The organism is Sporosarcina sp. Y352, from assembly GCF_056786535.1.
In genome coordinates, this window is record NZ_JBXCJE010000019.1 from 1 (window position 1) to 26292 (window position 26292).

A 26292-nucleotide genomic window follows, 5' to 3' on the forward strand; every position below is an offset into this window, starting at 1 on the left:
TGCGAAACGTTCCTGATTCAAATGAAATGTGGTCACACAATTTCGGTAAAGGTCAGGCAGTTTCAGGTTTCTGGAAATTGAAGGGTTATATCGAGGAGTCGAATGAGGAGGTAACGCTCTGAAAGGCTTCCCCTGCGTCGAGTAGCACGCTGATTAGTAAGAAAAAGCGTGTTATAAGCTCGGCTAATAGGCGCGAGAATTTACCGTAACAGTCCGGCTGACGAAAGCCTACCCGAGGGGGTGGTGTAAATCATGGTGCTTGGGTTGAACAGATATGGTGAGGATGCAATGTAAAATACAATAACATACTGTATTGCTGACGAACTTCTGAATGTACGGGTCTAGACGCACATTATATAGAAATGTATTTACTACTAAATGTAGGGTTAGCTGTGGATGAGTAAGAATCGACTATATAAAAATCCATCTTGTGTTACAGGCACATGTAATGCTAACAGGCTCATAGGAAGCACCTAAGTTTGTTCTATAATAGATATAACTCAACGTTGTAAGCTGATAACGTGGAGGGCTTACTCCTGGTGAAGCGTTGGAAAGGAAAATAGGCGTGAGAATAGCGACTACATAACTTTTCTTCATATCAGTGAAAGTGGTGGCACAGTACCGTTGAAGCGTGTAATGAACGTGGAGGGATAGCCACTAGACTAATAAAAGATTCATTCAACCATGCAAGACAGTTCTTCAACGATTAATAAGGTTCCTGTAAGACTAATAGAGGTTCAGCTCCGAAGGAGCCACCGACTTGTTAAAACGAAAGAAACTGAGGCACAACGAGTATTATGATATGCAATATCATTTTGATTCTTTATACGCTCGAAGTGCTGATGGTCAAAATTTTTATGGATTACTCGATTTAATGCAATCCGATGAAAACATTCGATTAGCTTATCGTAATATTAAACGAAATACCGGCAGTAGAACGGCTGGATATGATGAATTAACGATTGAGGATATAAGTCAATTGTCCGTAGTGGAAGTTGTATCAACGATTCAACGAATGTTTGAACGTTATAAACCCAAAGCCGTTCGTCGGGTTTTTATCCCGAAGGCAAATGGGAAAACACGTCCATTAGGGATTCCGACCATTTGGGATAGATTATTCCAACAGTGTATTCTTCAAGTGCTTGAGCCAATTTGTGAAGCAAAGTTTTACAAACATAGCTATGGTTTTAGACCGAATCGCAGTACACATCATGCAAAAGCTAGGTTCGAGACGCTCATTAATCGGGCGTGTTTATATCACTGTGTAGACGTCGATATTAAAGGGTTCTTTGACAATGTAAATCATGCCAAACTATTAAAACAAATGTGGTCGCTTGGTATTCGTGATAAGGCACTGCTCTCTATTATCTCGCGTCTACTAAAAGCTGAAATTATAGGGGAAGGATTCCCAACCAAAGGCACCCCCCAAGGGGGTATATTATCGCCCCTGTTATCTAACATTGTATTAGATGAATTAGATTGGTGGGTTAGTAAACAATGGGAAAGCCTAGAAACACGAAAACCATATAAATCGTATGCTGGCAGATACAATGCATTGAAAAAATCGAACTTGAAACACTGCTATATTGTAAGATACGCAGATGATTTTAAAATTCTTTGTCGCACTCGCGCGCAAGCGATAAAAATGCATTATGCAGTGAAAGATTTTCTTCAAACAAGGCTTCACCTTGAAATTAGTGAGGAAAAATCAAAAGTGGTCAACTTAAAGAAAAACTCATCAGAGTTTTTAGGATTTCGTCTTAAGGCACATCGGAAGCAGACGAATAAAAGAACTCTTTACGTTGCACGATCACATATGACCAAAAAGTCACTCGATAATGTACAGATAAAGCTTAAACAAGCAATAAAGGTAATTCAGAAACACCAATCACCTGAAAATGTTTGGCGATTCAATACGGTAATAATGGGCATACAGAATTATTATTCCGCAGCATCGCACATCACATTAGACTTAAATAAGCTGAGCGGTCGTCTTAATAAAGCGTTATTCAATCGTTTAAACGAAATGAGGAAAGAAGCAACGTTTCAGGAACTCACAAAAACCTTACAGAAACGGTATAAGGGTTATGAATGTAAACTTTATAAAATAAAAGGAATGATACTTGTCCCGATCCATGCCCAACGTTGTAAGGTGAATCTTAATTTTTCTCAATCAATCTGTAACTACACTACCGTAGGTAGAAATAAAATCCACCAAAGTTTGCGGGCGATTAATAAACAAACACTTGCTTATGTGATGAAACAATATATACCAAGTCGTTCCATCGACTACAATGATAATCGGATTAGCCGATTTATTGCGCAATACGGGAAATGTGCCATTACAGGAATTGAATTAGGAATGCGCGATTGGCATTGTCATTCTAAGACACCATTCCATCTCACAAAAGATGATTCATACGGGAATTTAATGATATTATACCAACCTGTTCATCGTCTGATTCATATAAGAAATCGAGAGAAAATAAAGGTGCTTTTAAACGCACTCAAGTTAAATGAAAAGCAACTAAAAAAGGTCAATGAATTGCGTGAGCAATGTCTGAACGAAGCAATCTGATTCTATATTTCATCTTGCATATACATAAAAATACTGAATGAATTGGATTAGTTGGAGCGCCGTATGCTGGGGAACTCGCACGTACGGTGTGAAGTGGGGGAAAAGCCGGCGATAACGTCAAAAGCTTACCTATCACTATAACAAAGGTAAGATTTTAAATAATCTATTTGACACAAAACACGTTCCATTCAGCGATTGAATGAAACGTGTTATTTTTATTGTCTTTTTACGGAAGGGAGAAATCAAAACGTGTTCTTCAAAACTAAAATCTGTAAAAATAAGCTGTATATCTACCCGGAAGCGGAAGTCCATGTAGCAAAACGAGACCGAACTAGCTGATACAATTTTCTAGTGTAGCTATTAATTTGAATTTTTAAAAGTATCCTTAATTTATAAAAAAACCATCTGTAATGGATAGCACAGGGAAATTTAGATTTACAGCTTTAAGCACATTTTCAAGACGCTACCTATATAGGTCTTTTGTTCAAAAAACTCTAGTATATGATCTAGGAAAATCACATAGAATAGTAAAGAAATAATGTGACTATTACTGGATGTGGAGGGAATATATTCATATGAGTATCAGAATGATTCGGCAGCTGATTAGGTCAAGGCAACAGGAATTAGTCGAACTTGCTGCTTCATTTATTAGAATTCCATCCGAAAATCCATCGCCCGATTTTAAGAAGCAATCGGCAGAAATGGGAACCCATATTAGCCGATACCTAGCAGCAAAAGGGTTTTTGATTACCGAGCACCGCAGTAGTGAAAATTCGCTAGTTACCGTAGTCTGTGATGCTCCCTTAACTAGGGTACCCGGACCACGACTCCTATTTTGCGGACATACAGATGTCGTACCGGCAGGCGACCGTTCACGTTGGACCTTTGACCCTTTTTCGGGAAAAGTCAGATCAGGTATGCTTTTGGGTCGGGGAGCCTCCGACATGAAGGGCGGCTTGGCATCAATGATCTTTGTGGCTGGACTGCTTCAGGAGTTTGCCCCCACTCTTAATTTGAAAGGTAGCCTAGGATTAATTGCTTCTCCGGATGAAGAGAGTGGCGGTATTGAGGTAGCCTCTCTCCTGGATCAAGGATTGATTAAGGGAGATGCTTGTCTTATTGGCGAACCAACGCACACCCACCATCCAGTTGTTGGTGAAAAGGCCATGGCATGGATGCGGGTGACTATACCAGGTCAGACCGGGCATGGCAGCCAACAACCGCTTTCTGGAATCTCCGCTATACGAAGAGGGGTAGCCGCAGTCGAAGCACTAGCTAAACTATGGGAGCTCAAAGCAACGCCTCCGGCAGAGCTTAGTCAGCTTTTGTACAATACTGAATGGTTCCTGTCTCAGGGTCAAGGACATCCTTTAATGTCACAATTACTATATCGTCCCTCTTACCATCCAGGTATAATCCAGGGCGGAACAAAGGTAAATGTCATCGCAGACAAGTGCATCATTGAAGTGGATACCCGGGTTCCATTCGGTATGAAGACCGAGACTGTACAGAATGTCGCCAAGAGTCTTGTCAAAGCTGTAGCGCCAGGTGCTGTTATAGAGCCAATCGTACCCTATAATAACCCGAACTGGACCCTAGAGAATCGTCCAATTGTGCGGTCTATCGAATTGGGGATTCAGCGTGTCCTTGGAGTGGAGCAACCTGTCTTCAGCGTACTCTCGCTTGGTTCTAGTGATGCCACTCACTTCCGGCGCCATGGCATTGATACCGCCTTTTATGGTCCGGGGCAGCAACATACTATCCATGGGTACGATGAGCAGGTTTCAGTGGAGAACTTAGTAGAATCTGCCGAGATATATGCTGAGACGGCAGTCCAGTATCTTAGGTCAATTTAAATTTATTTTCACCAAAGTTTATGTATAGTCAGGATTTTGACGAATTATAAAGTTAAGATAGAACCACTAGTATTAATAAGGTCTAGCATTATATAGTCTATATATGTATATTGCTATTTCAGTTGTTGAATAAATTTCTATTTATAATTTCACAAAACACGTTTCATTCAACGATTGAATGAAACGTGTTATTTTTATTGCCTTTTTACGAAAGGAGGAAGTCGTAAAGTGGTTTTTTGAACTAAATTTGTAGAAGTGAGCTGTATATCTACCCGAAAGTCGAAGTCAATGTAAAGTAGCTAAGCAAGTTAAGATTTCGCGTTCCTAAATCGTTGAACAAAAGCTATTTTGAAAAGCGTAAAGAGGATAGTGTTGGAAGATTCTGATAGATAGGCTATAATTCTATCTATATAATAAAAAAGTGGGGATGAAAATATGAAGTTTTCAATGGATTCCGGTGATACTAATTTTATTGGTGTAGTAAATGCAGAGAAATATAAATCATTTGTGCATGAAGATTGGAAGTTAGATATTCTCTTACAACATTTTTCTAACGAAATGGAAAAAGGAGATATTTTGGTGTTTCAGATGACGGATGAAGGAATAGAACATTCTTGGAAAGTAGAAGTACAAATTGGAACGGAAGAAATAGTTCGAAATTGTTATAGGAAAGCTGTAGGTTATATTAAAGTAACTGAGAATAAATTATACTTAGTTGACTATGACTGTCTAACTATGGCGGCTCAATTTGAAAGTGATAAAGTACCAAATGAAAATTGCTCCAATTACAAAGTTAATATCGGAAATGGTATTTATATGGTTGAGGTAGTTCAATTTTATAATGTAGATAAGGATGAATATATTGGGAATAAAGATGCCGATATATTACTGAATTTTATAAAAGTATCCGACTTCAAACAAGTAGCTAATACTGTTTTCTGGTGTAACTATTAAGTTGAGTTTCATAAAGCATCCTTAATTTACTGTAAGGGTAGCTTTTTCTTATTGAACAAACGAGCAGAATAGCACATAAGGTCTTTCTTTTTTGGTATACAATCAACTCAAAAGATTATAAAACGTTAGAGGATTAATAATTTTTTGTGTTGATTATATAAAATAGAACATCTGAAAAGGAGTGGGAGAAATATTGAAAACACGAGTAACGGAGATTTTAGGAATTAAATATCCAATTGTACAAGGGGGACTTGCTTATCTTGCTTATGCTGAACTGGCTGCTGCGGTCTCGAATGCAGGGGGACTGGGACAAATTACTGCGGCAACGCTTGGTTCACCTGAAAAACTTCGAGAGGAAATTCGTAAAGTACGCACACTTACCGATAAGCCATTCGCCGTAAACTTTGCTATTGCAAGACATGACGGGCATTATAAAGAACTACTTGAAGTTGCCATTGAGGAAAAAGTACCGGCAATTTCAATTACTGGCGCTAATCCACAACCAATTTTCCAACGAATTAAAGAAGAAAATATTAAAACACTTGTTCTTGTAGCAGGTGTTAGACAAGCACAAAAAGCGGAAGAACTCGGTGCTGATATGGTAATGGTAGTTGGCCAAGAAGGCGGAGGACATTTAGGACGTGAGGATATTGGCACAATGGTTCTTACTCCTCGTGTGGTCGATTCCGTATCAATTCCAGTATTAGCAAGTGGTGGCATTGGAGATGGACGAGGTTTGTTAGCAGCTTTAGCTTTAGGAGCAGAAGGAATCGAAATGGGTACTCGCTTTATTGCTACCCAAGAGTGCGTTCATGCAAATGAGAAATACAAACAGGCAATCCTTCATGCAAAAGAGACGGATACAGTAATTATTAAGAGATCATTAGGCTCGCCGGGACGAGTGTTGAAATCTGAATATACTCTGAATATTATTGAACGTGAAAAGGAAGGCGCAACCTATGAAGACCTGCAAGATATAGTTAGTGGAAAAGCTAATTGTAGGTATATCTATGATGGAATTGAAACAGACGGTTTCGGATGGGTTGGACAGGTAATCGGTCTAATCGACGATATTCCAACGGTTCAGGAGTTATTTGATGAGATGATGTTAACAGCAGAAAAAGGATTGAATCGTATAGATAATATTATTGGAGAACGAACTCACAGATAGTTTTTAACTATATTTATTCCTAATCACTGAATCGGTACTGGTTGCTTCGGAAACCTTTTTTTACAATGAAAAATTGTGAAATAATGTACTTAAACTATAGGGTAGATTTACTTGGACAAGGGTAAGATTTTAAATAATCTATTTGATACAAAACACGTTCCATTCAACCATTGAATGAAACGTGTTATTTTTATTGTCTTTTTACGGAAGGGGGGAAATTTAAGTATGTTTTTCAAAACTAAAATCTGTAGAAATAAGCTGTACATCTACCCGGAAGTCGAAGCCCATGTATCAAAACAAAGCCCAACCGAATTAATCGAGTTGGGTTTTGTCGTCCTTGAAACATCCCTCCAATTGTTGAGGATAATGGATACCCAAAACTTCAAAAAGGATATGCGGTTTTGGGTGAAACGTATATCCCACAATGCCAATACGCTACCTGAATTATTATGGAAAGAAGGTGAACAGTCAAATCAACTAATGATAAGAAAGCAGAACAAAGAGCACCTAGAATTACTCAGATTTAAAATATCCAAAACAATTCAGACGTTGTTCAGCTTTGAAGAATATAATCGTGCACCGTTCAAAATGGACCAGATACATGAGTACTTCGGCAAATGGGATTGGATAAAGAAATGAGATTGAGAGGAGGTGATGCAGATGGGAATGCCCATCGTATGGCAGGGGAGTGATTGCTTCACTCATATGCTTGCCGTAGGCCCTACTCGATGTGGTAAGACGGCAAGCATATTGAAACCTATGATTTATCAATTGTTGCTACAGAAGAAACGAGGTGTTCCGTTAGGTATATCCGTTGTCGAGCCTAAAGGGGATGTGGCGGCAATGGTAAATGAAATGTGTTTAGAAATGGATATCCCGTGTATTCACGTAGACCCTGACAAACCCAATTCTGCGAGCTTTAATCCAATGGAGGGTGATACAGATACAGTGGCGGAAGCAACAGTCGTTGTATTAAAAGGATTGTTTGGAAAACAGGATGCTTTCTTCGCAACCGTTCAGGAACTATCGGCACGTAACGTCACGAAGCTACTAAAAGAACTGCATGGCAACAACATGGATATTGTCGATGTAATGAACACGCTACGTGATCAAAATGTCTTGCAGCAAAAGGTGTCGGAACTGAAGCATCGAGATGGAATGACTGACTTGGTCCATTTCTTTGAATCAGAATTACTCGGAAGCATGCGTGAGAAATACCAGCAATTCGTAATTGGATTAAGAGCCCAACTTGAAAATATCGTCAGTAACGAAGCGCTCCGTACAATCATGACGGGTAAAAGTGATGTGAACATTGATGAACATTTGGAAAAAGGCGGCGTCCTTGCGGTCAATACGGCACTTGGTAAGTTACGTAAAGCGGGTGACGCCTTCGGCCAATTCATGATCATGCACTTGCAAAATGGAACGTTTAGGAGACCGGGAACTGAAGATACACGCATTCCCCATTTTTTGATTGTAGATGAATACAGTCGCTATATTCATCCAGATGTAGAGATCTTCTTATCACTCGCTGCCGAATATAAGGTAGCGGGTATTTTTGCGACCCAATCACTTGGTCAACTTGAAATCGAATCAGGAAATCTTGGTCCGAAAGCAATGAAACAAGCGATTCTTACATCTTGCCGAAACAAAATCTGTTTTGGCGGTATATCCGCACAGGACGCTCAAGACTTTGCAGATGAATTCGGCAAAGATAAAGTCATCATGCGGCAAAGCACATATAAGAATCGAATACTATTGCCACGACTATTCCCTGACTCGTACCGGGACACGGAAGATGAAGAGTATCGTTTCGATCCAACAGATTTAATGGACGGCATACCGAAATTTAACTACGTCCATAAACTCCTGCAGGACGGTACACCGCAGAAGCCAGCGTTAGCTAAAGGTCAATTTGTTCCCCGTAATTGGAAGGAGCTGAGGGAATGGGAAGATGGAACGTCTTTTAAAAAGTTGAAGGGGAACAGGCTACTCAAGCATCTTTACAGTCGAATGAAGATGAAAAAAGAACAGGTGGCTGAACTTAGACAGACGAATCAAGAGGGGTCTGAATCAGCAATTGAAACAATTATCCAGCCCGAACTTGAAGCGCTATATTCTTTTGAAGAAGCTCCTGATAAAACACAACATGATGCTGACATGAAACACGTCCCTAAACCCAAAAAGGAATTGAAAGAACCGATGAAGTCCGATGTCCAACAATTGAAAGCAAAGGATGCACAGTTACCGGTTACAAAAACAAAAATAAAAGATACGAGCAATGTAGTGAAGTCTAATGACGGATTTTGGGATTAGCAAAATGAAACGAGTTTCAATGTCTCGAAAAAAATATACTAATGAAATGGAGAGATATTAAAATGGCTGAAAATAATATGCAAGTTCTAATTGAAGGTTTTGACCCATCGAAAGTGGAAGCGGTAAATAACTTTGATAAGGATTGGAAACAGGTCTACGGCGCACATCAAAATAACTCGATCATCCAGGCTCCAATCATCGGAATTGAAAAGCTACTTGATAAGCCATGTGCCGTTGTAGGTGTTGGAAACATTCGTGGATTCATCCCCTTGGAGTTTACAGGAGCAACCAACCTTCGGCAGCTTCGTGCTATGACAGGGCAATCAATAGCGTTCAAAGTATTGAATTATGACAGGGAGGCGGAAGTGTTCACTGGCTCGCGTCTTGCGGCTCTGGATCACATGGCAACCATTACACTCAAAAAAATCGAAGTGGACGATGAAATCATTGCTGTGGTTCGTAATGTCAGCCCCTCACTTGTCCGTGCTGATATCGGTGGAATAGAAGTGAAGATCCCTCTTGAAGAAATCAGGTACGGTTGGATTGATGATTTAACAGAAGAGGTCAAGCAAGGTGATCATTTGAAAGTTAAAGTCTTGGTAATAGATAAGGATGAGAAGAAGGTGACAGTCAGTGCAAAGGCGACACAAGAGAACCCGTGGCTTCGTTCTATCGGTCGATATTCGTCAGGTAATGAATACGTCGGCACAGTTTCCGGTGTACGTGAATACGGTGTATTCATCAATTTGGAAGACGGTGTGGATTCTTTGGCCCGTCACTTGAAGTTTCAAAACGTTAAAAGGGGTGATCGGGTGCTTGTCCGTGTATTGGAAACAGATGCACAGAAAGAACAGATCCGTACCCGTATTACTCGTGTGCTATGAAAATTATCAGGGGTTGCGTAAGATTGACGTAACCCTATAAAAACTCTAATAAGAGAAGGAGATAGTCATGTCACTTAGTCTATATTCTTTATCACACGATTGGTCGCTGCACTGGACACGTATCCCATCGAATATAAAGCGATCAATCTACGTCAACGGTGAATCACCAAAAGAACGGAAGGCTTTAGAGGCGCTTGCGGCAATAGGGTTAATCGAGGGAGTACAACTCTTCCGTTTATTTTCTTTGGATAAGAAACGTCTCAAACGAATGGTAATAGAGAAGAAAATCGTTCGTCATGAGATCCATCGAAACAAGCAGGTCATACCAATTTTTACACTGGGAATAAACGGAGCAGTCGTTTCTGGGCTGAATGACTGTTACGAAAGTAATTATTGGGTTGAATACAAAACAGAGGATGTTTTGAAACGTCTTCTGTTCTTTCAGTTACATCGACATTTTCCAGAATCAAAAGTATTACCGACACAAGAACCATTCAGTGGGATGATCCAATTTCAGGGCAGTCCAATCTATGTATATGTATTGCGTGGTGATATAAATGATTTGCTCATATATTTAAAGTGGAGCGGTAAACATTTCAACGAGCGTCTAATCATTATTACGGAATCAATTAGACATTTACAACCACTAAAGGTAACTGCCGAAACTCTCAAAGTTAGGGTGGCTGTAGATGTAGATTTACGGGATGATAATGAAGACCGTAAAAAGCTGTTTTATTTCTTGGATGAATCCGCCGAGTTTGTAAGCGAAGTAAAAGTATAGGAGGAACATAGAATTAGCTTCCTTTTTGTGCAAAAGAGACTTGAAAAGGCCATCATTCTCCTGGATTGACCTCCCATACCTATGGCACGCCGGTATAATCAGAAATATAGCTTATATTATTTCCATTTGATCCATATTCAAAGCCTTTTACCGTTCGTACATGAAAATAAGGGTCAATACGTATTTATTCATTACATGCCACCTTCGATTGGATTTCCAAATGTTATAGTAATAATAACTTATTTGATAAATAGAAGTTCTTCCATCTTGTTTCAGCATATTGAGAATAATGAAGTATAATGCTCATTTAAATTTATTTATTTTGATTGTTTATTTGGCGAATCATTGATTGCTACAGCGTTTGAATATTTTCGGGACTTTGGGAGCGTTACTAATATCGTGTTTTTTGTTACTGTTTTGTAATCAAACGATTATACTAGTGTAATAGTATTTCTGTATACTAATATAGTTAGTAAGGGAGTAAACGAAATTATTTCAATACTAATAGAAAAATAGATATAAGGGAGAAATAAGATGAAAAAACGAATTAATTTAATTTTTTTGACAGCAACGATTTTCATGTCTACATTAGTAATTCCTGCTAATGCGATGAACGCGGAAGGGGCTAGCCCCTGGATGAACACCCAGCTCTCTGCTGAGGAGCGCACCGAGCTGCTTCTCGATGAGATGACGATGGAACAGAAGATTCAGCAGACCGCTATCTCGCGCTTCAATGAGAATGACACTGGTGAAACGGTCGTCATCGACAAGAATGGTAGCAGTAAGTACCAGAACGGCGAATTCGCGCCCGAGGGTACCCTGCCTGGGTGTGAGTGGCAGGACACTGGCCGGCAGATCCGTGGGATCGAGGATCTGGGCATCCCCACAATCCGCATGGCCAACGGTGGTACGGGCGTGAAGGGCGGATCGTGTGGCAATGACCCAGAAGCTACTGGCCTGCCGTCATCCCTGGCTATGGCCGGGACTTTCGACCGCGAGTTGAACTATGAGGCCGGCCGGATTCTCGGCGAGGAGACACGGGCCTTCGCGCATCACGTGTTGCTCGGACCAGGCATGAACCTTGTACGTCACCCGTACAATGGCCGGAACTATGAGTACTTTAGTGAGGACCCGTACTTGACGGGTACCCTGGCGACCGAGCAGGTCAAGGGCATCCAGGACCAAGGGGTCCATGCCCAGCTCAAGCACCTGGCCGGCAACGAGCAGGAGACCGAGCGATGGACGATGGGTGTCCAGGTTCCCTCACAGGCCATGAACGAGCTGTACATGCTGCCATTCGAGATGACCGTCAAGGATGCTGACCCAGCCTCCGTGATGTGCTCGTTCCCGGATGTCAACGGCACCTATGCTTGTGACAGCTCTGAATTGCTCCAAGATGCCCTGCGGGACAACTGGGGCTTCGACGGTTACGTCATGAGTGATCGTCGCGCGGTTCACGACACGGTAGCTGCCATCAAGGCGGGCATGAATGTCGAGCTCGACTGGGCACCACAGTACTACACTCAAGAGAAAATCCAAGAGGCCCTCGACTCTGGTCAGGTGACCGATGACGACATTGATAATCTACTTCGTCCGCGGTATATCAAGATGATTGAGTTCGGCCATATGGATGAGCCTTACGACAAGTTCATGCCGGAGATCGTCGATCCGATTGCCAACGGCGCAAGCGCACGTCAGATGGCCGAGGAAGGGTCCGTACTATTGAAGAACAATGACGACTTCCTGCCACTGGACGGCGAGCCGAAGTCGATCGCGCTGATCGGCGTCGAGTGGTTCGCCGGTGAGGCCAAGATGCCCCCGCGCTCCACTAAGGACACCAACGAGAACGTTGTGACCCCTTATACGGTCACTCCGCAAGAGGGCCTAGAGAACGTCATCGAGGAGCTTGGTTACGACACTGAAGTAACGTACAACGATGGCCGTGATCCGGAGGCTGCTGCCAAGCTGGCCGCTGAGTCCGATGTCGTGCTTCTCATGATCGGTGACAACCCACATGAGACCGTGGACCGCCAGACACTCGGCTTCCCGGCTATCGATCTCGACACGCGAAGTAAGCAAGTGGACTGGGTGGAGCAGGAGCCGCTGATCGACGCGGTTCTAGAGGCCAATGCGGAGAACACCGCTGTGGTCCTGAAGACCTCCGGTACGGTGCTTATGCCATGGCTGGATGAGGTCCCTGCAGTCCTACAGGCGTGGTACCCGGGAATGGAGGATGGCAATGCCGTGGCCAACTTGCTCTACGGTAAAGTCAATCCTTCCGGCAAGCTGCCTATGACGTTCGGTGCGACCGAGCGTGAAGCTGCCTTCGCGACTGAGGAGCAGTTCCCTGGAACGCGTCAAGATACTGGCAAGCCAGGTGGCCCAGGCGCGTACGGTGACGGTTCCGACCAGCTAATCGCCCAGTACACCGAAGGCCTTGAGATGGGCTACCGCTGGTACGAGGCTAACGATGTGAAGCCGGTCTTCTCATTCGGGTACGGCCTGTCGTACACGACTTTCGAGTATGACGACCTCAAGATGAAGAAAGTCCGCGGTGAAGGCAACGGCAACAACGGTTCGTTGTCCGGTATTGACGTGTCCTTCACAATCACGAATACTGGTGACGTTGCCGGCAAAGAAGCGGCACAAGTCTACCTGACACTGCCGAACGAGGCAGGGCAGCCAACTAAGCGTCTTGTCAACTTCGAGAAGGTTGACCTTGAGCCGGGTGAGAGTCAACGCGTGACTGTGCGCATTAACCAGACTGACTCCAACCACCCGTTCTCCTATTTCATTCCGGAAGAACCGGACAACTTGGCGAACTGGGCTGATGGCGAGTGGGCTACTGTTGATGGAAAATACCGCGTGCATGTCGGTGGTTCCTCGGCAGACACTCCGTTGGAAAAAGACATCCCGTTGAACTTCAAACTCAACAAGGACAACAACAAAGGCAACAATGGCAACAATAAAGACAACAACAATGGTAACAATGGCAACAACCAATGACAACAGAAATGGCAAGGGGGACTCTAATCGGTAGGCCCCTGCCCATGGGATGACGTCTGCGACCCGGTAGGGGTCGTCAGGCATCCCGAAGGTATGAGCCCGCGGGCTCGGCGAATCAAGCCGAGCTCAGCGGGCTCACTGTTTTTCTCGACGCCTCAATGGGAGACGAGAGGGACGAAAAGATACAAGGAAGGACGTGAGAAGTCTGATGAAGGGACCCTTTGGGAACAGCTGGCGAGGTCCGGCGCATTTGTGGTGGGTGGCCCTTGGCCTAGTGGTCTTCTTGACCGCATGCACCGTCGAGGAATCCGATGGGCCGGTCGGGAGAGATGACGCCGTGGGACCAGCCCCGTCCGGGCACGGCGACTGGCAGGTCCCCGGCTTGGTGAACCGGTCCGGCAAGCCGATCGAGGTGCCGACGCCGGGTCCAGCCACTGGAAGGACCCTGGACGTCACGGACTTCGGGGCAGATCCGGATCCGGACTCACACGACGATGCAGCAGCCATCCGGGAGGCCCTGGAAGCGGCAGAACCGGGTGACGAGGTCGTGCTGCCGGCCGGCACGTATGACCTGCGCTCCACTGACTCGGCTGACGAGTCGACGAACATTGTGTTGCGCAGCGGCGTGGACCTGCGCGGCGAGGGCCAGGAGCGCACCGTGCTGCTGACCTCCCTCGACGGCGAGGATGACAGCCGGGTGATTCGCGGCTCCGGCGTCCAAGACGCTATCGTCGCTGACTTCACCATCACCTCTCGTCATGAGGGTCCACTCGGCGACGACCCCGACGACGGCGACGTGGGTGGCGGCCCGATGTACGGGATCTACCTCGGAGCCTATGAAGGGAAGGCCAGCTCCCGGGTCCTTGTGGAGAACCTGAGCATCCGTAGGTTCGAGCGCCACGGGATCTCCGTCAAGGCCAGCCGTGAAGTGACACTCTCTGGAAACTACGTAAGTGAGGCAACTGCCGTTGGCCCCGGCGGACAGGGCTACGGCATCGCTATCGAGGGCTCAAGGGACCAGCGCGACCCGGATGCTGCCAACGATTCCCGGCACAATGTCGCCATCGGCAATACCTTCGATGGCAGGCATCTGCGGCATGCCATTCTTCTGCAGTTCCCTACGCACAACAATCTCGTGGCGGAGAACACCATCGTCGGCAGCATCCTCGACGCCATCGACCTGCACGGCGAGGGTGAATACCTGAACGAGGTCCGGGACAATACGGTCATCGGCGGGCAGCGTGCGGGCATCGCGCTGGGCAATTCCGGCGGGTCCAAGAACAAGCACGACGCCTCAGGACCTGGAAACTGGGTGTACTCCAACGACCTGATTGGAAACCGTCAGGGAATCCTCGTCATCCTGGGAACTCCTGACACCCTCATCGAGGACAACAGGATCACCGCCGGGGAGGATTCGAAGGCCGGCATCGAGGTCCGCAATGCGCCGGGCACAAGGTTGCACGGTAACCACATCACTGGAGGGACTGACGGGTTCTGGGCCATCCGGCTCAATGAGGACCGCGGTACTGACGGACGGGGCACAGGAATTCCCTCAGGCATCAGGATTGAGTGCAACGTCATTCGACAGGCCGCCAACGGCATCAGGATCGATGCAGGGGAGGACCTCAGCGTGGTGGAAAACGTCTTCGACGGCATCGACGGAGCCGAGCTGAGGGTGGCCGACGGGATTGAGGTGAGCCGGTCGGCCCAGTAATGGTTGGACAGCAGTCCGGTCCGGATGGCTACGGTCTCGGCAATAAAGTGCTTTAGATTGAGTAACTATTTTGCAATTTTTATGTATTAAATATTCCACAATCGGGCGTGATTGTGGAGCAACTCAAGTAGAAAATGACCAAACTTTTTTATGAAAACCAACTTAAATCTGCTAGAAAGGAATCCATTTTTAAAATGGATTCCTTTCTACATTAAAGGTTAAGTAATTCCCTTCGATTTGCTATCACTTTTTGAAATTGATATAATATATACATATTTCATTAGTTTTCACGTCACCTTTTTTCACGGGTGAAAGTTGTTAAACCTTTATTCATTACTAAAGGAGATTCGACACAAATGTTTAGCCTTTGTATTTTTATTTACTTTGAGAAAAGTTAGGCGGACGTTTTACGTCACAAAATTGCTGTATGCACACTAGATACTTACGCATTTTTTGCGTGATATATACTTTAAAAGCCGATTGATCCCATCAAAAAAAACTAGCTACCGGGGCAACTAGTTCAATGATTTTTACTTTAGATAGTCAATTTTCTTTTCGATTTTCTTGGACCCGCACTGAAAAGAATTAGAGAATTCCCTATAAAGCCCTGTACATTCTTATATCCATTACACCAGTAGTCCTACTCCAATCCTATCTAGTTGACTCCTTCTAATCCTTTTAAAAATTCATAACAAATTTCACTTTTAGAAAGACCTTTTTTCTCCATTTCATTATACTCTAAAACTAAACCGGGATTACGAACAACACAAAATGTAACAAATGCACCTGAACCACTCGCCATAAGAGAGAAACGTATGTCATCAATTTTATTAATATCTACCTTGATATCTTTAAAAAATTGAATTGTATTTTCACAAGTTTTCATGCCTTGTATGTACATATCTATTTTTCGATTAACTTCCGCAACGGATTCCAAAGATGATGTCTTTCTTTCTATTTCTCTAAATTCATCACGTATTTTGAAGAATCTGTAGTTTAAGAATTTAGCGTTTGGATGAGATAACTTAAAAACCATAAATGAAAGTCTTTGACCAATTGGATCAATGATAAAAGAGTATGCTATCAGCAACGCAATTCCACCAATCCATCCAGTAAAAATGAAACTAATTATTAGAACAATCCAAGTTGCTATACCTGCCCAAAGATAAATTGACCCACTTTTTGTACCATTATTAGAAGCACCAAGTAAATTTAGAAAATTAGTGACTAAAAGAATAAAAGCAAAAGCATACCACAAATCCATAACAATCCTCCATCCTAAATTTAACTTTCTCGCTAAGTGGTGTTGGGATCAGACTAACGGATGGGCTCTATGGCGCCGTTCATCGACCTTCCTTTCTCAGCCAAAGTATCCCCGTTCTATAAACATTTTAATCCTCTATTGTGTAGCGCCGATTTTGCGCAACATGGCTAACGGATGCGTTACTGAGATTAGCTGTCGCATGACTGTTTGGTGGCTGTTGCCTATTACACTGCCCTTTACTGTGGCGCTATACAGACATCAAAGGACAATTACCTTTTTCAGGGGAATTGTGTTTTTTATCATTTCGTCGATTTTATTGTACTTTTCCTTAAGGTGAGTTGAAGAGAGGTGCCATAACTTTTAAGTATTGACACCATTTTCGGAATGCAGTAATATCAAGGTATCAAGTGGTGTCGTAACTAAGAGTCATAAGTAGATTGTAAAAAAAGGGGCAAATACATATGAAATATGGTTATGGTCGTGTAAGTACAGCGTCACAAGATTTAGAGTTACAGCTGCAGACATTGGAAAGTGAAGGTTGTGACAAAATCTATTCCGAGAAATTCACTGGAACTAAAGCGGATCGTCCCCAATTTATAGAGTTACTTTCATTGCTGAAAAAAGGGGATACATTGGTAGTTACAAAGCTAGACCGTTTCGCAAGATCGGCAGAGGATGGGGTAAATTTAATCAAAGAATTGCTTTCAAAAGGAATCAAAGTCCACATATTAAATATGGGACTTGTAGAGGATACATCAATGGGCAGATTAATTTTAAGAATGTTATCAGCGATTGCGGAATTTGACAGGGATATGATCGTTGAACGATTGGCAGAGGGGAAAGCAATTGCGAGGAAGAATCCTGATTTTCGTGAAGGTAGACCGAAAAAATTCACTAAAAAGCAAGTAGCACATGCTTTACACCTACTGCAAACGAATTCCTATACGCAAGTAGAAGAAATTACTGGGATTTCTAAAAGCACACTAATCCGTGCCAAAAGAGAAGTAGCTAAAGGAGGCAGATAATGATAGCCTAGAAATCACTTTCAGATTATCAAAGGGAGTATGAAAGAATCATCCATGCAGTCCCCTCATGAAACGTTAGGGACTCAGGACGCTTTCAACTGCTCTTTTTTAAAAGATAAGAATGTACAAGTTTTGAAGCGGCCGCATACGCGTTTCGCCGCCACAGTATTAGGGTTTCGGCTCCCCCTTATAAGTCGCCTTCGCTTAGTTTATATAGGAATTCATTTGTTCAACATATCTATTACATATTTATGACTTTTGTTTTTCAAGTTCTTCAAGGAATTTATTATTAAGGACCTTGATATATGTCCCTTTCATTCCTAGGGAACGAGATTCAATGACGCCAGCACTTTCTAGTTTACGAAGCGCATTTACGATTACAGAACGTGTAATACCTACACGGTCAGCAATTTTAGATGCTACTAGTAGACCTTCATTGCCATCAAGCTCATGGAAAATGTGCTCAATCGCTTCGTGTTCACTATATGAAAGTGAATTGATAGCCATTTGAACAACTGCTTTACTACGTGCTTCGATTTCAATTTTCTCTGATTTCTCACGTAAAATTTCCATTCCAACAACAGTCGCACCATATTCCGCAAGGATTAAATCATCGTCCTGGAAATCATCTTTAATTCTTGCCAAGATTAGCGTGCCAAGACGCTCACCGCCGCCAATGATTGGAACAATCGTCGTCAAGCCATCATTTAATAATTCACGATTTTCAATCGGGAAGACAGTATGCTTGCTGTCCACATCCAAGTTAGGAGAAGTCTCTCTCACTTCAAACAAGCGGTTTGTATATTCTTCAGAGAATTTGCGATCTATGAGCATTTGCTTCATGCGTTCATTTTCAATTTGGTGATGTATTTCTAGACCGAGTAATTTCCCTTTTCTGCTGACGATGAAAGCATTACAGTCGATAACAGAACTAAGCTTCTCAGCCATTTCCTTAAAATTCACTGTTTTCCCTGCCGATTCTTGTAGCATTGCATTAATTTCACGTGTTTTTGATAATAAATTCATTTGTTTTTTTCCTCCTCATAATATTTGCTTTGCACTTAATAACACTCTAAATTTTTATAATCATCGGATGAATTTAAGAATTTAAACTAAAGTGAATACTGTGATAAATCTTTATTTTTCGCGATATCATTTAGCTTTTCATCGACATACCTCGGTGTTATTTTGATTGTTGTCGGTCCGATATCAGCCGCTTCATACGATAGTTCTTCGAGTAATTTCTCCAAAATTTTATGTAAACGTCTTGCAACGATATTCTCAGTATCATCATTCACTTAAAATGCAAGTTCAGCAAGTCGGCTGATCGCTTCGTCTGTGAAATTCAAAACAACATTTTCCGTATTGAGCAATTTTTCGTGACGGATGAGAGAAAAATCAGACTCTTTTAAAATACCTTTAAAATCATGCTTTGTCAATTTTTCAAGTTCAATACCGAATTGGAAAGCGAATATTGATGCAGCAACAGAAAGTGTTGGAGCACTTGCTCCACTGATTGATCCGAATCTCCTCAGCTGTGGGACCGTCCATCCGCATGGCGAAGAGGAGTTGAGACATCCGGAGAAGAATTTTTACATCGTCGGTATGAAGAGCTATGAACGCGCTCCTACATTCCTAATGGAAACTGGCTATGAACGAGTGCGTTCAATAGTGGCATATCTGACGGGCGATTATGAATCGGCAAAAAAAGTGGAACTGGATTTACCGGAAACAGGAGTATGTAGTCTGAACCTTACGCTAACAAAGCAAGACAAGTCGTGTTGTAATGCTACATCCTGTTAAGAATACATTGACACTGTTTTATCTGAGATACCGAGTAACACCGAAATTTTGGGGTTACTATTTCAAGTGAAACGGCATGCGAGTTTCTTCCTGCTTAAAAACACCTTTGTGCTCTCGTTCAATTAACGTTAGATATGCTGGTGAATAACTTTCGGATGGATATAAGAAGTGCCTGATGTCAGCGCTTGAATTGTTAATAATGATGAACACCCAACAATTAGCAACCGGACAAACTGAAAAACTCTTACAGTAAATAAACAGCCACCGACTCGATTGAGAAAGTGGCTGTTTGCGTTATCTAAATTTAATCACAAAACTAACACGGAACTAACAAAAGTCACAGTCCAATGTTGAAACCGGAGGAAAGAAAATCAGTAACGTACCACTGAAATTAAAGCTACGGAACAGTGTATATTATCGTCGAACATAGTGTAAGATCAAGAAAAGCGAGCCTTACCCTCAGAAAATAGATTAACGTTTGCGGGAACTCGATTCAGAAGTATTCTTCATGAATTCAAAAAAACTGGCTGTATGTTTGAACATGTGGAATTCGATTGTAACTCATTTCTTGTATGATGAAGATTTGAAATATGCTTAGGAAGTAAATTGCTGTTCCATAAAAAGAAGTTACTATATACGCACTGTATGCAGCCTTACTAATACCTGAGCGAGCTGCCACAGCAGTTATGGCAGCCGGTTTAATTTACAGCATAACCATTTTATTAATTCTTTTCATTGATCCCAAAATGGTCTTTAACTAGTAGGTTCAGAAGTAACTAGTACATCGTACAAAAATCCCCTCTACTAGCGAAGTAGAAGTATATGTTGGAGCAGGATTAACGAAAGAATCGCTCACTTTTACTGTAGAAAAAGAAAGCGAAGAAATTCTGATTCAAACTCATACGCAGCAAACAACAATTGCGGTTCCTGTAGTATTACAAGAACCGGTTTTCCCTACCGGCTGTGAAATCACATCCCTTACAGCCATCTTCAACTACTACGGCGAAACAGTGACGAAGGAGGAAATCATTAATTGAAGCAGAATATATCATTTGGAGGGAGAGTGAAAAGGCTATTGAATGAAAAAGCTTTGTTTCGTCAAATTGAAATCAAGAGAAAACTCATGTCCAGAAGGTCGAAAACTTTCGGATATACGCACCCTCTTGTCGTCGCGTGCAGTCAAGAATTGGATCTGTTAATCAATAGATATCAAGAAAAAAGTATCGTAATCAAAAGAAGAGCTGCTCACTCCATCCAGGGCACCTTCTACAAATGACTGCCATGAAAAATAATTTATGTTAGATTCAAACGAAGAATAAAAAGATCACTCAATATAAAACAGCCTAACCCCTTGATGTGAATGGGTTTATGCTGTTTTTTTCGAATGTAACATATTTATATTATGTTACATTCGACGAAATGATAAAAAAGACAATTACCCCGAAAAAGGTAATTGCCCTTTGATGTACGTGCTAAAAGAAAATGACAAAGGTGTCGACAACACTCCTTGTAGTATTATTTTATCCACCTCGGATATAAATGTTACGACACTTGAACTAAAAAATATTTTAAATCTCCGCAATAGCACTCCTTAGAACGATATCTCTAATAAGGGGATATTTTTTCAGGAGTAAACTTTGAACTTTTCCCAGTTATAGAGAAGGATAGACAAAATCTATTCCGAGAAATTTACTGGAACTAAAGCCGATCGTCCCCAATTTGTAGAGTTACTTTCGTTGCTGAAAAAAGGTGATACATTGGTAGTTACAAAACTAGACCGTTTCGCAGTGGATTATCAAGGGCTTCAACATTCAACTGGTGTGGTTCTCCGGAATCTGATTCTAGTAAAATATCAAAGGTTGTAAACCAATATCAATAAGTCCAATTGACATATTTAAGAAGCGAGTTTAAGCGGGTGGACGTTCGAAAGGTTATATAATAGGTTTTCGAACGATACTTTATTGTGTATTTCATTTCAAACACAGCGTTCGTAAATGTGTACTTTTACGAACGAATTTTGGAACAAACTCTACAAGTGATAGAACAAACAAATGGACACTATGAAATAAGTGGAAAACAGTGAACTTAAAAAAGAAACGGATACGATATTGCATTGTTCACGGGGGGGTAATTAGCGTGCAATTGGGGCCATGACTATATTCTTTGTTAATCTGAAATGAATTATGACCTTGTGAAAGAAGAAATGTAAGAAAACACAAATAGAAATTAAAGAAAAGTGACCAAATTTGAACTGAAAGTCGATTACTGTACAAGCGTTTCAAGAAAATAAAAAGCAATATTTTCAGTGGCCTTCAGCTTCAAGCGTTCTTCTTTAAAAAAGAGATTTTCTGTTCTACTATTGACTATCGTTGCATTCCTTTATAAAAAAGGAATGATTCCATCCTATAGTAGACGAAAACAGCAAGTTTATTACAATGCTGGAACTCCGATGACTTCGGTCGTGGGTGTTTTAGTTTTTTATAGGAAAAGAACTTTCCATTTGTGTAAATACACCGTTTCTACTAAACCTCCACAGAATATCGCGCTTTGAGCTTTAGGGCAGCCTTCACTTTTGGTAGAGCGGTAAGTGAAATAACGGTCACAACGATATCAAGTGGCAAGTATACAACCATCCACGACCAAGCCATCCCGTAACTGAACCCTTCAGGTGCAGCAGCCCAAAACTTCATTGCTAAATACATAAGGTTCGTGCCAATGATATAGTTCATGACTAACACAAAAAAACCAGCAACTATATAGTTTTCTTTCTCGTTCTCTGTAAACTTTCCAACGATATACGCAACGAAAATAAATGAAATAATAAATCCGAATGTAGGACTTACGAGAATGCCAATACCTCCTTTGAATCCCGCAAAAACAGGAGCCCCCGCAAGTCCAATGAAGATATACGCCATCATAGAGATTGCGCCAAGTCGACTCCCCAATAAACCACCGGCCATAATGGCAAACAATAATTGAAATGTAATCGGTACACTACCAATTGTTAGAAAGGGTGCTACATTCGCCCCAATCCCCATCAATGCAGCAAATAGTGCACATAGAATAATGTCTTTTGTTCTCATTTTCATATTATCACTCTCTTTCAATTGGATTGAAAACTATTATTACATGTGTTAACCTTAATGTAAATATAGTTAACGCAAATAGGGAGGGAAGTAGGATGGCAGGCTATTTTATTTGCGGCACAGATACAGATGTTGGAAAGACGGTGGCAACGGTCTTGCTCGGTCAAGCTTTAATTGACAATGATTTAGCGGTTGATTTTTATAAACCGGTCCAAAGTGGAGGGCAGTATATCGATGGTCAGCTCGTTGCGCCAGATGTCGAATTGTATAAGACCGTTCTTGCCGAAGTAGAAAAAAGATATACATACTTATTCAAAAAACCATGTTCTCCGCATTACGCAGCATCGATTGAAGGAAAGTCGATAGACGTAACTGAATTGGTGAGACAATTGAAACGACGCTCATCCGGCACCAAATATTTACTCGCTGAAGGGGCGGGAGGGCTTTATGTTCCACTGAACAATGGGGGGAGTTGTGTCATTGATCTAGTACAAGCGAGCGGACTTTCTACAATTATCGTTGCAAGGACAGGTATCGGAACAATCAATCACACGATATTAACTGTGGAAGCATTACGTAATCGTGGCATTTTAATAGAAGGGGTCATCTTTTCAAGTACGCAGAAGATCGAAAAAGAAAATGAAGAGGATAATATCGAGATGGTTAAAAAACTCACTAATTTATCAATTATCGGAACTATTCCTTATACAAAAAACCTTGAAGAAAAACTTCGGGATCAACGTTTCCGATCATCAATCGTTAGCACGTGGAAAATTGAAAACTTGAAAGAGAGTGATGAAAATGCAAGCAGAACAGCTATATGAGTTAGGTAATAAACATATGTGGCTTCCTTTTACACAGATGAAAGATTATGAAGAAAATCCACTTATTATTGCGAGTGGTGAAGGGGTAAGAGTGAAAGACATCCACGGGAACGAGTATTTGGATGCGTATTCTTCTCTTTGGTTGAACGTCCACGGTCACCGTAAAAAAGAAATTGACGAAGCAATCAAAAATCAGCTTGAGTCAATCGCTCATTCGACTTTACTTGGTGTAATGAATGTACCGTCTATTAAACTTGCGGCGAGGCTCATTGAAATTGCACCGGCATCATTGTCACGTGTTTTCTATTCGGATAGCGGAGCGGAATCTGTCGAAATCGCCATTAAAATGGCTTATCAGTATTGGCAAAATGAAGGATTTAAAAAGAAATCAAAGTTTGTAGCACTTAGTAACGGATACCATGGTGATTCTGTTGGTGCGATGAGTGTAGGAGCAATCGAATTGTATCACCAGGTTTACAGTAAATTAATGTTTGCATCGTATACAATTCCTTTTCCATCTGCTTATCACCATCCGTCAGGAAATGGGGAACTTGCGAAAGAGGAATCATTACAAGCTTTACGGGAGTTATTTGAAGAGAAAAGTGATGAGCTTGCGGGGTTATTTGTAGAGTCCATGGTGCAAGGTGCTGGCGGCATGAACTTGATGCCTCCGGGCTATTTAAAAGGACTGGAGGCGCTTTGCCGTGAGTATGATGTATTTCTCATCGTGGATGAAGTGGCCACTGGTTTTGGCCGTACTGGAAAAATGTTCGCCGTTGAACATGAAAACGTACAACCCGACATTATGACAATCGCAAAAGGCATTACAGGTGGGTATTTACCAATTGCGGCGACTTTGACAAGTGAACGCATTTATAACGCTTTCTACGCGGATTATTCAGAAATGAAAACATTTTTCCATGGGCACTCGTATACTGGAAATCAGCTAGGCTGTGCTGCGGCGCTCGCAAACCTTGATCTCTTTGTAAGTGAAAATTTAGTGGTAGAAGCTGCAAAGAAATCATCTTATGTGCGTGAAAGGCTCGAACAAATCGCCAAGCTTCCACACGTCGGCGATATTCGTCAATTAGGTCTAATATGCGGAATCGAACTTGTCGACGATAAAGAAACAAAAAAAGCGTTTCAAGCTACAGATCGTGTTGCATATAAAGCAACACTAAGTATGCGCAAACAAGGTCTTCTAACTCGTCCACTCGGTGATGTAATTGTCTTTATGCCACCGCTTGCTGCGTCCTACAGTGAACTAGACGAGATGCTTTCAATTATGAAAAATGCGATTGAAGAAATTTCAACTTGAAGGTATCCATTGACTCTCATCAATACGAATATGAAAGCGCCACGCCATACACATTCGGTCATTTACCATGCGCATAAAGGATCGGGTTATACGGTCATTAACGGTATCCGTTTCGACTGGAAGAAAGGCGATTACTTCGTCGTACCGAACTGGGCATAGCATGAACATGTGGCTTCTGAAGACGCTTATCTGTTCTCCGTGAACGACCTGCCGATTATGGATCGTTTCGAATTGGAACAGGGGGAAGTGTACGATTCGAATAATGGCTATCAGGAAGTAACCGGTGAATTCAAAGCGGATTACCGTTAATTTAGAATTCCGAGGCAGTGAATAGAATAACTACGCTACAGCCAAAGAAGAGCAGAGGACCCCTTCTTTAAACAACCTTTCCTGTGGATGTTTGGAAGGGGTTATGTGTTGCTGCATAGCTCTACTAAATAGTTGCTACATAAGGGGTTGAGGACATCTGAATACCATAGATGAATTCAAGTATAATTCTGAAAAGTAAAGGTAAATTAGAATGAATCCCTTGCCATCTAGGATTGCATTGGGAAAAATTATACCATCAAGCATGGGGCATTGATCTTTTAAATAGGCAATACGGAGCGACAGATTTTATTTGATTTCCACTATCTGCGGCAATCTTAATTTACCTCCGCTCGTCCAACCTCGATTTAACATGGACAGGAAAAGGGGAGTCAGTGATTTTAACATCTGCCTTATCTCCTTTGTGAATACAATAACAACACTCCCCAAATATCCAAACTTTGCAGCTGAACAGTGATAGGGCTTGACCTTAGTAGGTTTGGTAGAAATAACTCTTTCAGTTGTCTTTCTAAGCTTTGTTCCTTCGTACTAACTCGTGCATAGCCAAAGATTATTTGAATATGTTTGAACAGGGTATACTCTGAATCAACAATAATAAAATCTACATGTGTTTTGCAAAAACAAAATACAGAGTTGTGAATGATGAGTACATAATATTGCAACTTGACATAGAGCCTCCACGAGTATGAATACTATGCCAGGAAAGCCAGCCTGCCACTTTGGTCGATAAATTGCACTTATTTTAACTAATCTTCTCATGTGAAGGTAGCTGGGTTTTTAAGTTTGAAGTGCAAAATAACACTTAAAGCAAGAGCAAATTAACATCCAAAGTGACAAGAGGTTAATCAGATGTCATATATTAGCGCGTCATAAGTTGTTTTTTAATCAATTATACAAAAAGCAGTAGACCTAAGTCTGCTGCTTTTTGCTTCATTACATCAAAAGAGATTTCAATTACTTTGCATTTTTACAAATCTGAGGAAACTACTTAATCTCGCCTTCATTTCTAATTTTGATTTGCCAATCGAATGGCGGGAAATACCCCCGTCGTTATGCAATTGATTCAATTGGTTGATTATACAATCTCTCTAATAGGAAAGTGTTCTGTGTTGAACAGAATGCTTTCCTTTTCTATTTAGTGTGAACATTAGTGAAAATATTATTTAAGTAACAAAACCTAAGCGTCAAGTAGCACAAAATAAAAAAGTACTCTTTATCAAAAAAATGTTAGTAATTTCGTAAAACCTATATTTCTTTCGAAACTCGTAAAGAAACAAGTAGCTTAGTTTTTATATGAAAATGGAAATCGGTAGCGGACGAAGCTTATCCTTTGATGATTCATGAAATTGATTCGCTTAATATGTTTATTAATGAACAAAATTTAA

18 protein-coding genes and 5 pseudogenes are annotated in these 26292 nt (G+C 41.8%); 19 read left to right on the top strand and 4 right to left on the bottom strand.

Annotation, left to right across the window (positions count from 1 at the left end; genetic code table 11):
• Nucleotides 1-760: 760 nt before the first annotated feature.
• The 10 genes from ltrA to AC1TO6_RS19665 all read left to right on the top strand — a co-directional run bounded on the left by ltrA (nucleotide 761) and on the right by AC1TO6_RS19665 (nucleotide 15260).
• Nucleotides 761-2578 (top strand): group II intron reverse transcriptase/maturase, encoded by a 1818-nt coding sequence (ltrA, locus tag AC1TO6_RS19620; protein WP_482103293.1) that lies wholly within the window; start codon nucleotides 761-763, stop codon nucleotides 2576-2578.
• Nucleotides 2579-3165: 587 nt separating this feature from the next.
• The gene (locus AC1TO6_RS19625; protein WP_482103320.1) at nucleotides 3166-4434 is read left to right on the top strand and encodes a M20 family metallopeptidase; all 1269 of its coding nucleotides are present in this window, start codon (nucleotides 3166-3168) and stop codon (nucleotides 4432-4434) included.
• A gap of 447 nt (nucleotides 4435-4881) precedes the next feature.
• Nucleotides 4882-5388 carry a hypothetical protein gene (locus AC1TO6_RS19630; protein ID WP_482103321.1) on the top strand — a complete coding sequence of 169 codons (507 nt, stop codon included), beginning with the start codon at nucleotides 4882-4884 and terminating at the stop codon, nucleotides 5386-5388.
• Between the two features lie 193 nt (nucleotides 5389-5581).
• The gene (locus AC1TO6_RS19635) at nucleotides 5582-6559 is read left to right on the top strand and encodes an NAD(P)H-dependent flavin oxidoreductase (protein WP_482103294.1); all 978 of its coding nucleotides are present in this window, start codon (nucleotides 5582-5584) and stop codon (nucleotides 6557-6559) included.
• Nucleotides 6560-6784: 225 nt separating this feature from the next.
• The gene (locus AC1TO6_RS19640; RefSeq protein WP_482103295.1) at nucleotides 6785-7198 is read left to right on the top strand and encodes a hypothetical protein; all 414 of its coding nucleotides are present in this window, start codon (nucleotides 6785-6787) and stop codon (nucleotides 7196-7198) included.
• Nucleotides 7199-7219: 21 nt separating this feature from the next.
• Nucleotides 7220-8875 (top strand): type IV secretory system conjugative DNA transfer family protein, encoded by a 1656-nt coding sequence (locus tag AC1TO6_RS19645; RefSeq protein WP_482103296.1) that lies wholly within the window; start codon nucleotides 7220-7222, stop codon nucleotides 8873-8875.
• Between the two features lie 62 nt (nucleotides 8876-8937).
• Nucleotides 8938-9759 carry a S1 RNA-binding domain-containing protein gene (locus AC1TO6_RS19650; protein ID WP_482103297.1) on the top strand — a complete coding sequence of 274 codons (822 nt, stop codon included), beginning with the start codon at nucleotides 8938-8940 and terminating at the stop codon, nucleotides 9757-9759.
• Nucleotides 9760-9826: 67 nt separating this feature from the next.
• A complete protein-coding gene (locus AC1TO6_RS19655) occupies nucleotides 9827-10540 on the top strand; it encodes a hypothetical protein (protein ID WP_482103298.1) in 714 nt (237 codons plus the stop codon).
• A gap of 534 nt (nucleotides 10541-11074) precedes the next feature.
• A complete protein-coding gene (locus AC1TO6_RS19660) occupies nucleotides 11075-13546 on the top strand; it encodes a beta-glucosidase family protein (RefSeq protein ID WP_482103299.1) in 2472 nt (823 codons plus the stop codon).
• A gap of 259 nt (nucleotides 13547-13805) precedes the next feature.
• Nucleotides 13806-15260 (top strand): right-handed parallel beta-helix repeat-containing protein, encoded by a 1455-nt coding sequence (locus AC1TO6_RS19665; RefSeq protein WP_482103322.1) that lies wholly within the window; start codon nucleotides 13806-13808, stop codon nucleotides 15258-15260.
• Between the two features lie 655 nt (nucleotides 15261-15915).
• On the opposite strand, the gene AC1TO6_RS19670 is transcribed toward AC1TO6_RS19665, so the two are convergent.
• A complete protein-coding gene (locus AC1TO6_RS19670; RefSeq protein ID WP_482103300.1) occupies nucleotides 15916-16524 on the bottom strand; it encodes a hypothetical protein in 609 nt (202 codons plus the stop codon).
• Between the two features lie 461 nt (nucleotides 16525-16985).
• On the opposite strand from AC1TO6_RS19670, the gene AC1TO6_RS19675 reads away from it, so the two are divergent.
• Nucleotides 16986-17549 (top strand): recombinase family protein, encoded by a 564-nt coding sequence (locus AC1TO6_RS19675; protein WP_482103301.1) that lies wholly within the window; start codon nucleotides 16986-16988, stop codon nucleotides 17547-17549.
• Nucleotides 17550-17798: 249 nt separating this feature from the next.
• Here the strand turns inward: AC1TO6_RS19675 and codY are convergent, their stop codons facing one another.
• Nucleotides 17799-18575, bottom strand: coding sequence for a GTP-sensing pleiotropic transcriptional regulator CodY (gene codY / locus AC1TO6_RS19680; RefSeq protein WP_482103302.1), 777 nt, complete (start codon nucleotides 18573-18575; stop codon nucleotides 17799-17801).
• An 86-nt stretch (nucleotides 18576-18661) separates the two neighbouring features.
• Nucleotides 18662-19019: pseudogene (locus tag AC1TO6_RS19685) on the bottom strand (HslU--HslV peptidase ATPase subunit); the annotation flags it as partial.
• 3 nt (nucleotides 19020-19022) lie between these two features.
• On the opposite strand from AC1TO6_RS19685, the pseudogene AC1TO6_RS19690 reads away from it, so the two are divergent.
• The 5 genes and pseudogenes from AC1TO6_RS19690 to AC1TO6_RS19710 all read left to right on the top strand — a co-directional run.
• Nucleotides 19023-19352: pseudogene (locus tag AC1TO6_RS19690) on the top strand (glutamate synthase); the annotation flags it as partial.
• Between the two features lie 638 nt (nucleotides 19353-19990).
• Nucleotides 19991-20101: pseudogene (locus AC1TO6_RS19695) on the top strand (lipid II flippase family protein); the annotation flags it as partial.
• Nucleotides 20102-20269: 168 nt separating this feature from the next.
• Nucleotides 20270-20389 carry a C39 family peptidase gene (locus AC1TO6_RS19700; protein ID WP_482103323.1) on the top strand — a complete coding sequence of 40 codons (120 nt, stop codon included), beginning with the start codon at nucleotides 20270-20272 and terminating at the stop codon, nucleotides 20387-20389.
• A 26-nt stretch (nucleotides 20390-20415) separates the two neighbouring features.
• Nucleotides 20416-20628, top strand: coding sequence for a Spo0E family sporulation regulatory protein-aspartic acid phosphatase (locus AC1TO6_RS19705; RefSeq protein WP_482103324.1), 213 nt, complete (start codon nucleotides 20416-20418; stop codon nucleotides 20626-20628).
• Between the two features lie 388 nt (nucleotides 20629-21016).
• A pseudogene (locus AC1TO6_RS19710) lies at nucleotides 21017-21139 on the top strand (recombinase family protein); the annotation flags it as partial.
• 735 nt (nucleotides 21140-21874) lie between these two features.
• On the opposite strand, the gene AC1TO6_RS19715 reads toward AC1TO6_RS19710, so the two are convergent.
• Nucleotides 21875-22435: a biotin transporter BioY gene (locus AC1TO6_RS19715; RefSeq protein WP_482103325.1), complete on the bottom strand. Its 561-nt coding sequence runs from the start codon at nucleotides 22433-22435 to the stop codon at nucleotides 21875-21877.
• Between the two features lie 98 nt (nucleotides 22436-22533).
• Between AC1TO6_RS19715 and bioD the strand changes: the two genes are divergently transcribed.
• The 3 genes and pseudogenes from bioD to AC1TO6_RS19730 form a co-directional block, all read left to right on the top strand.
• Nucleotides 22534-23262 (top strand): dethiobiotin synthase, encoded by a 729-nt coding sequence (bioD, locus tag AC1TO6_RS19720; RefSeq protein WP_482103303.1) that lies wholly within the window; start codon nucleotides 22534-22536, stop codon nucleotides 23260-23262.
• Nucleotides 23240-24580, top strand: coding sequence for an adenosylmethionine--8-amino-7-oxononanoate transaminase (bioA, locus tag AC1TO6_RS19725; protein WP_482103304.1), 1341 nt, complete (start codon nucleotides 23240-23242; stop codon nucleotides 24578-24580). Before bioD ends, bioA begins: the two co-directional genes overlap by 23 nt.
• Nucleotides 24581-24613: 33 nt before the next feature.
• Nucleotides 24614-24889 (top strand): annotated as a pseudogene (locus AC1TO6_RS19730) (cupin domain-containing protein); the annotation flags it as partial.
• Nucleotides 24890-26292: the final 1403 nt, after the last annotated feature.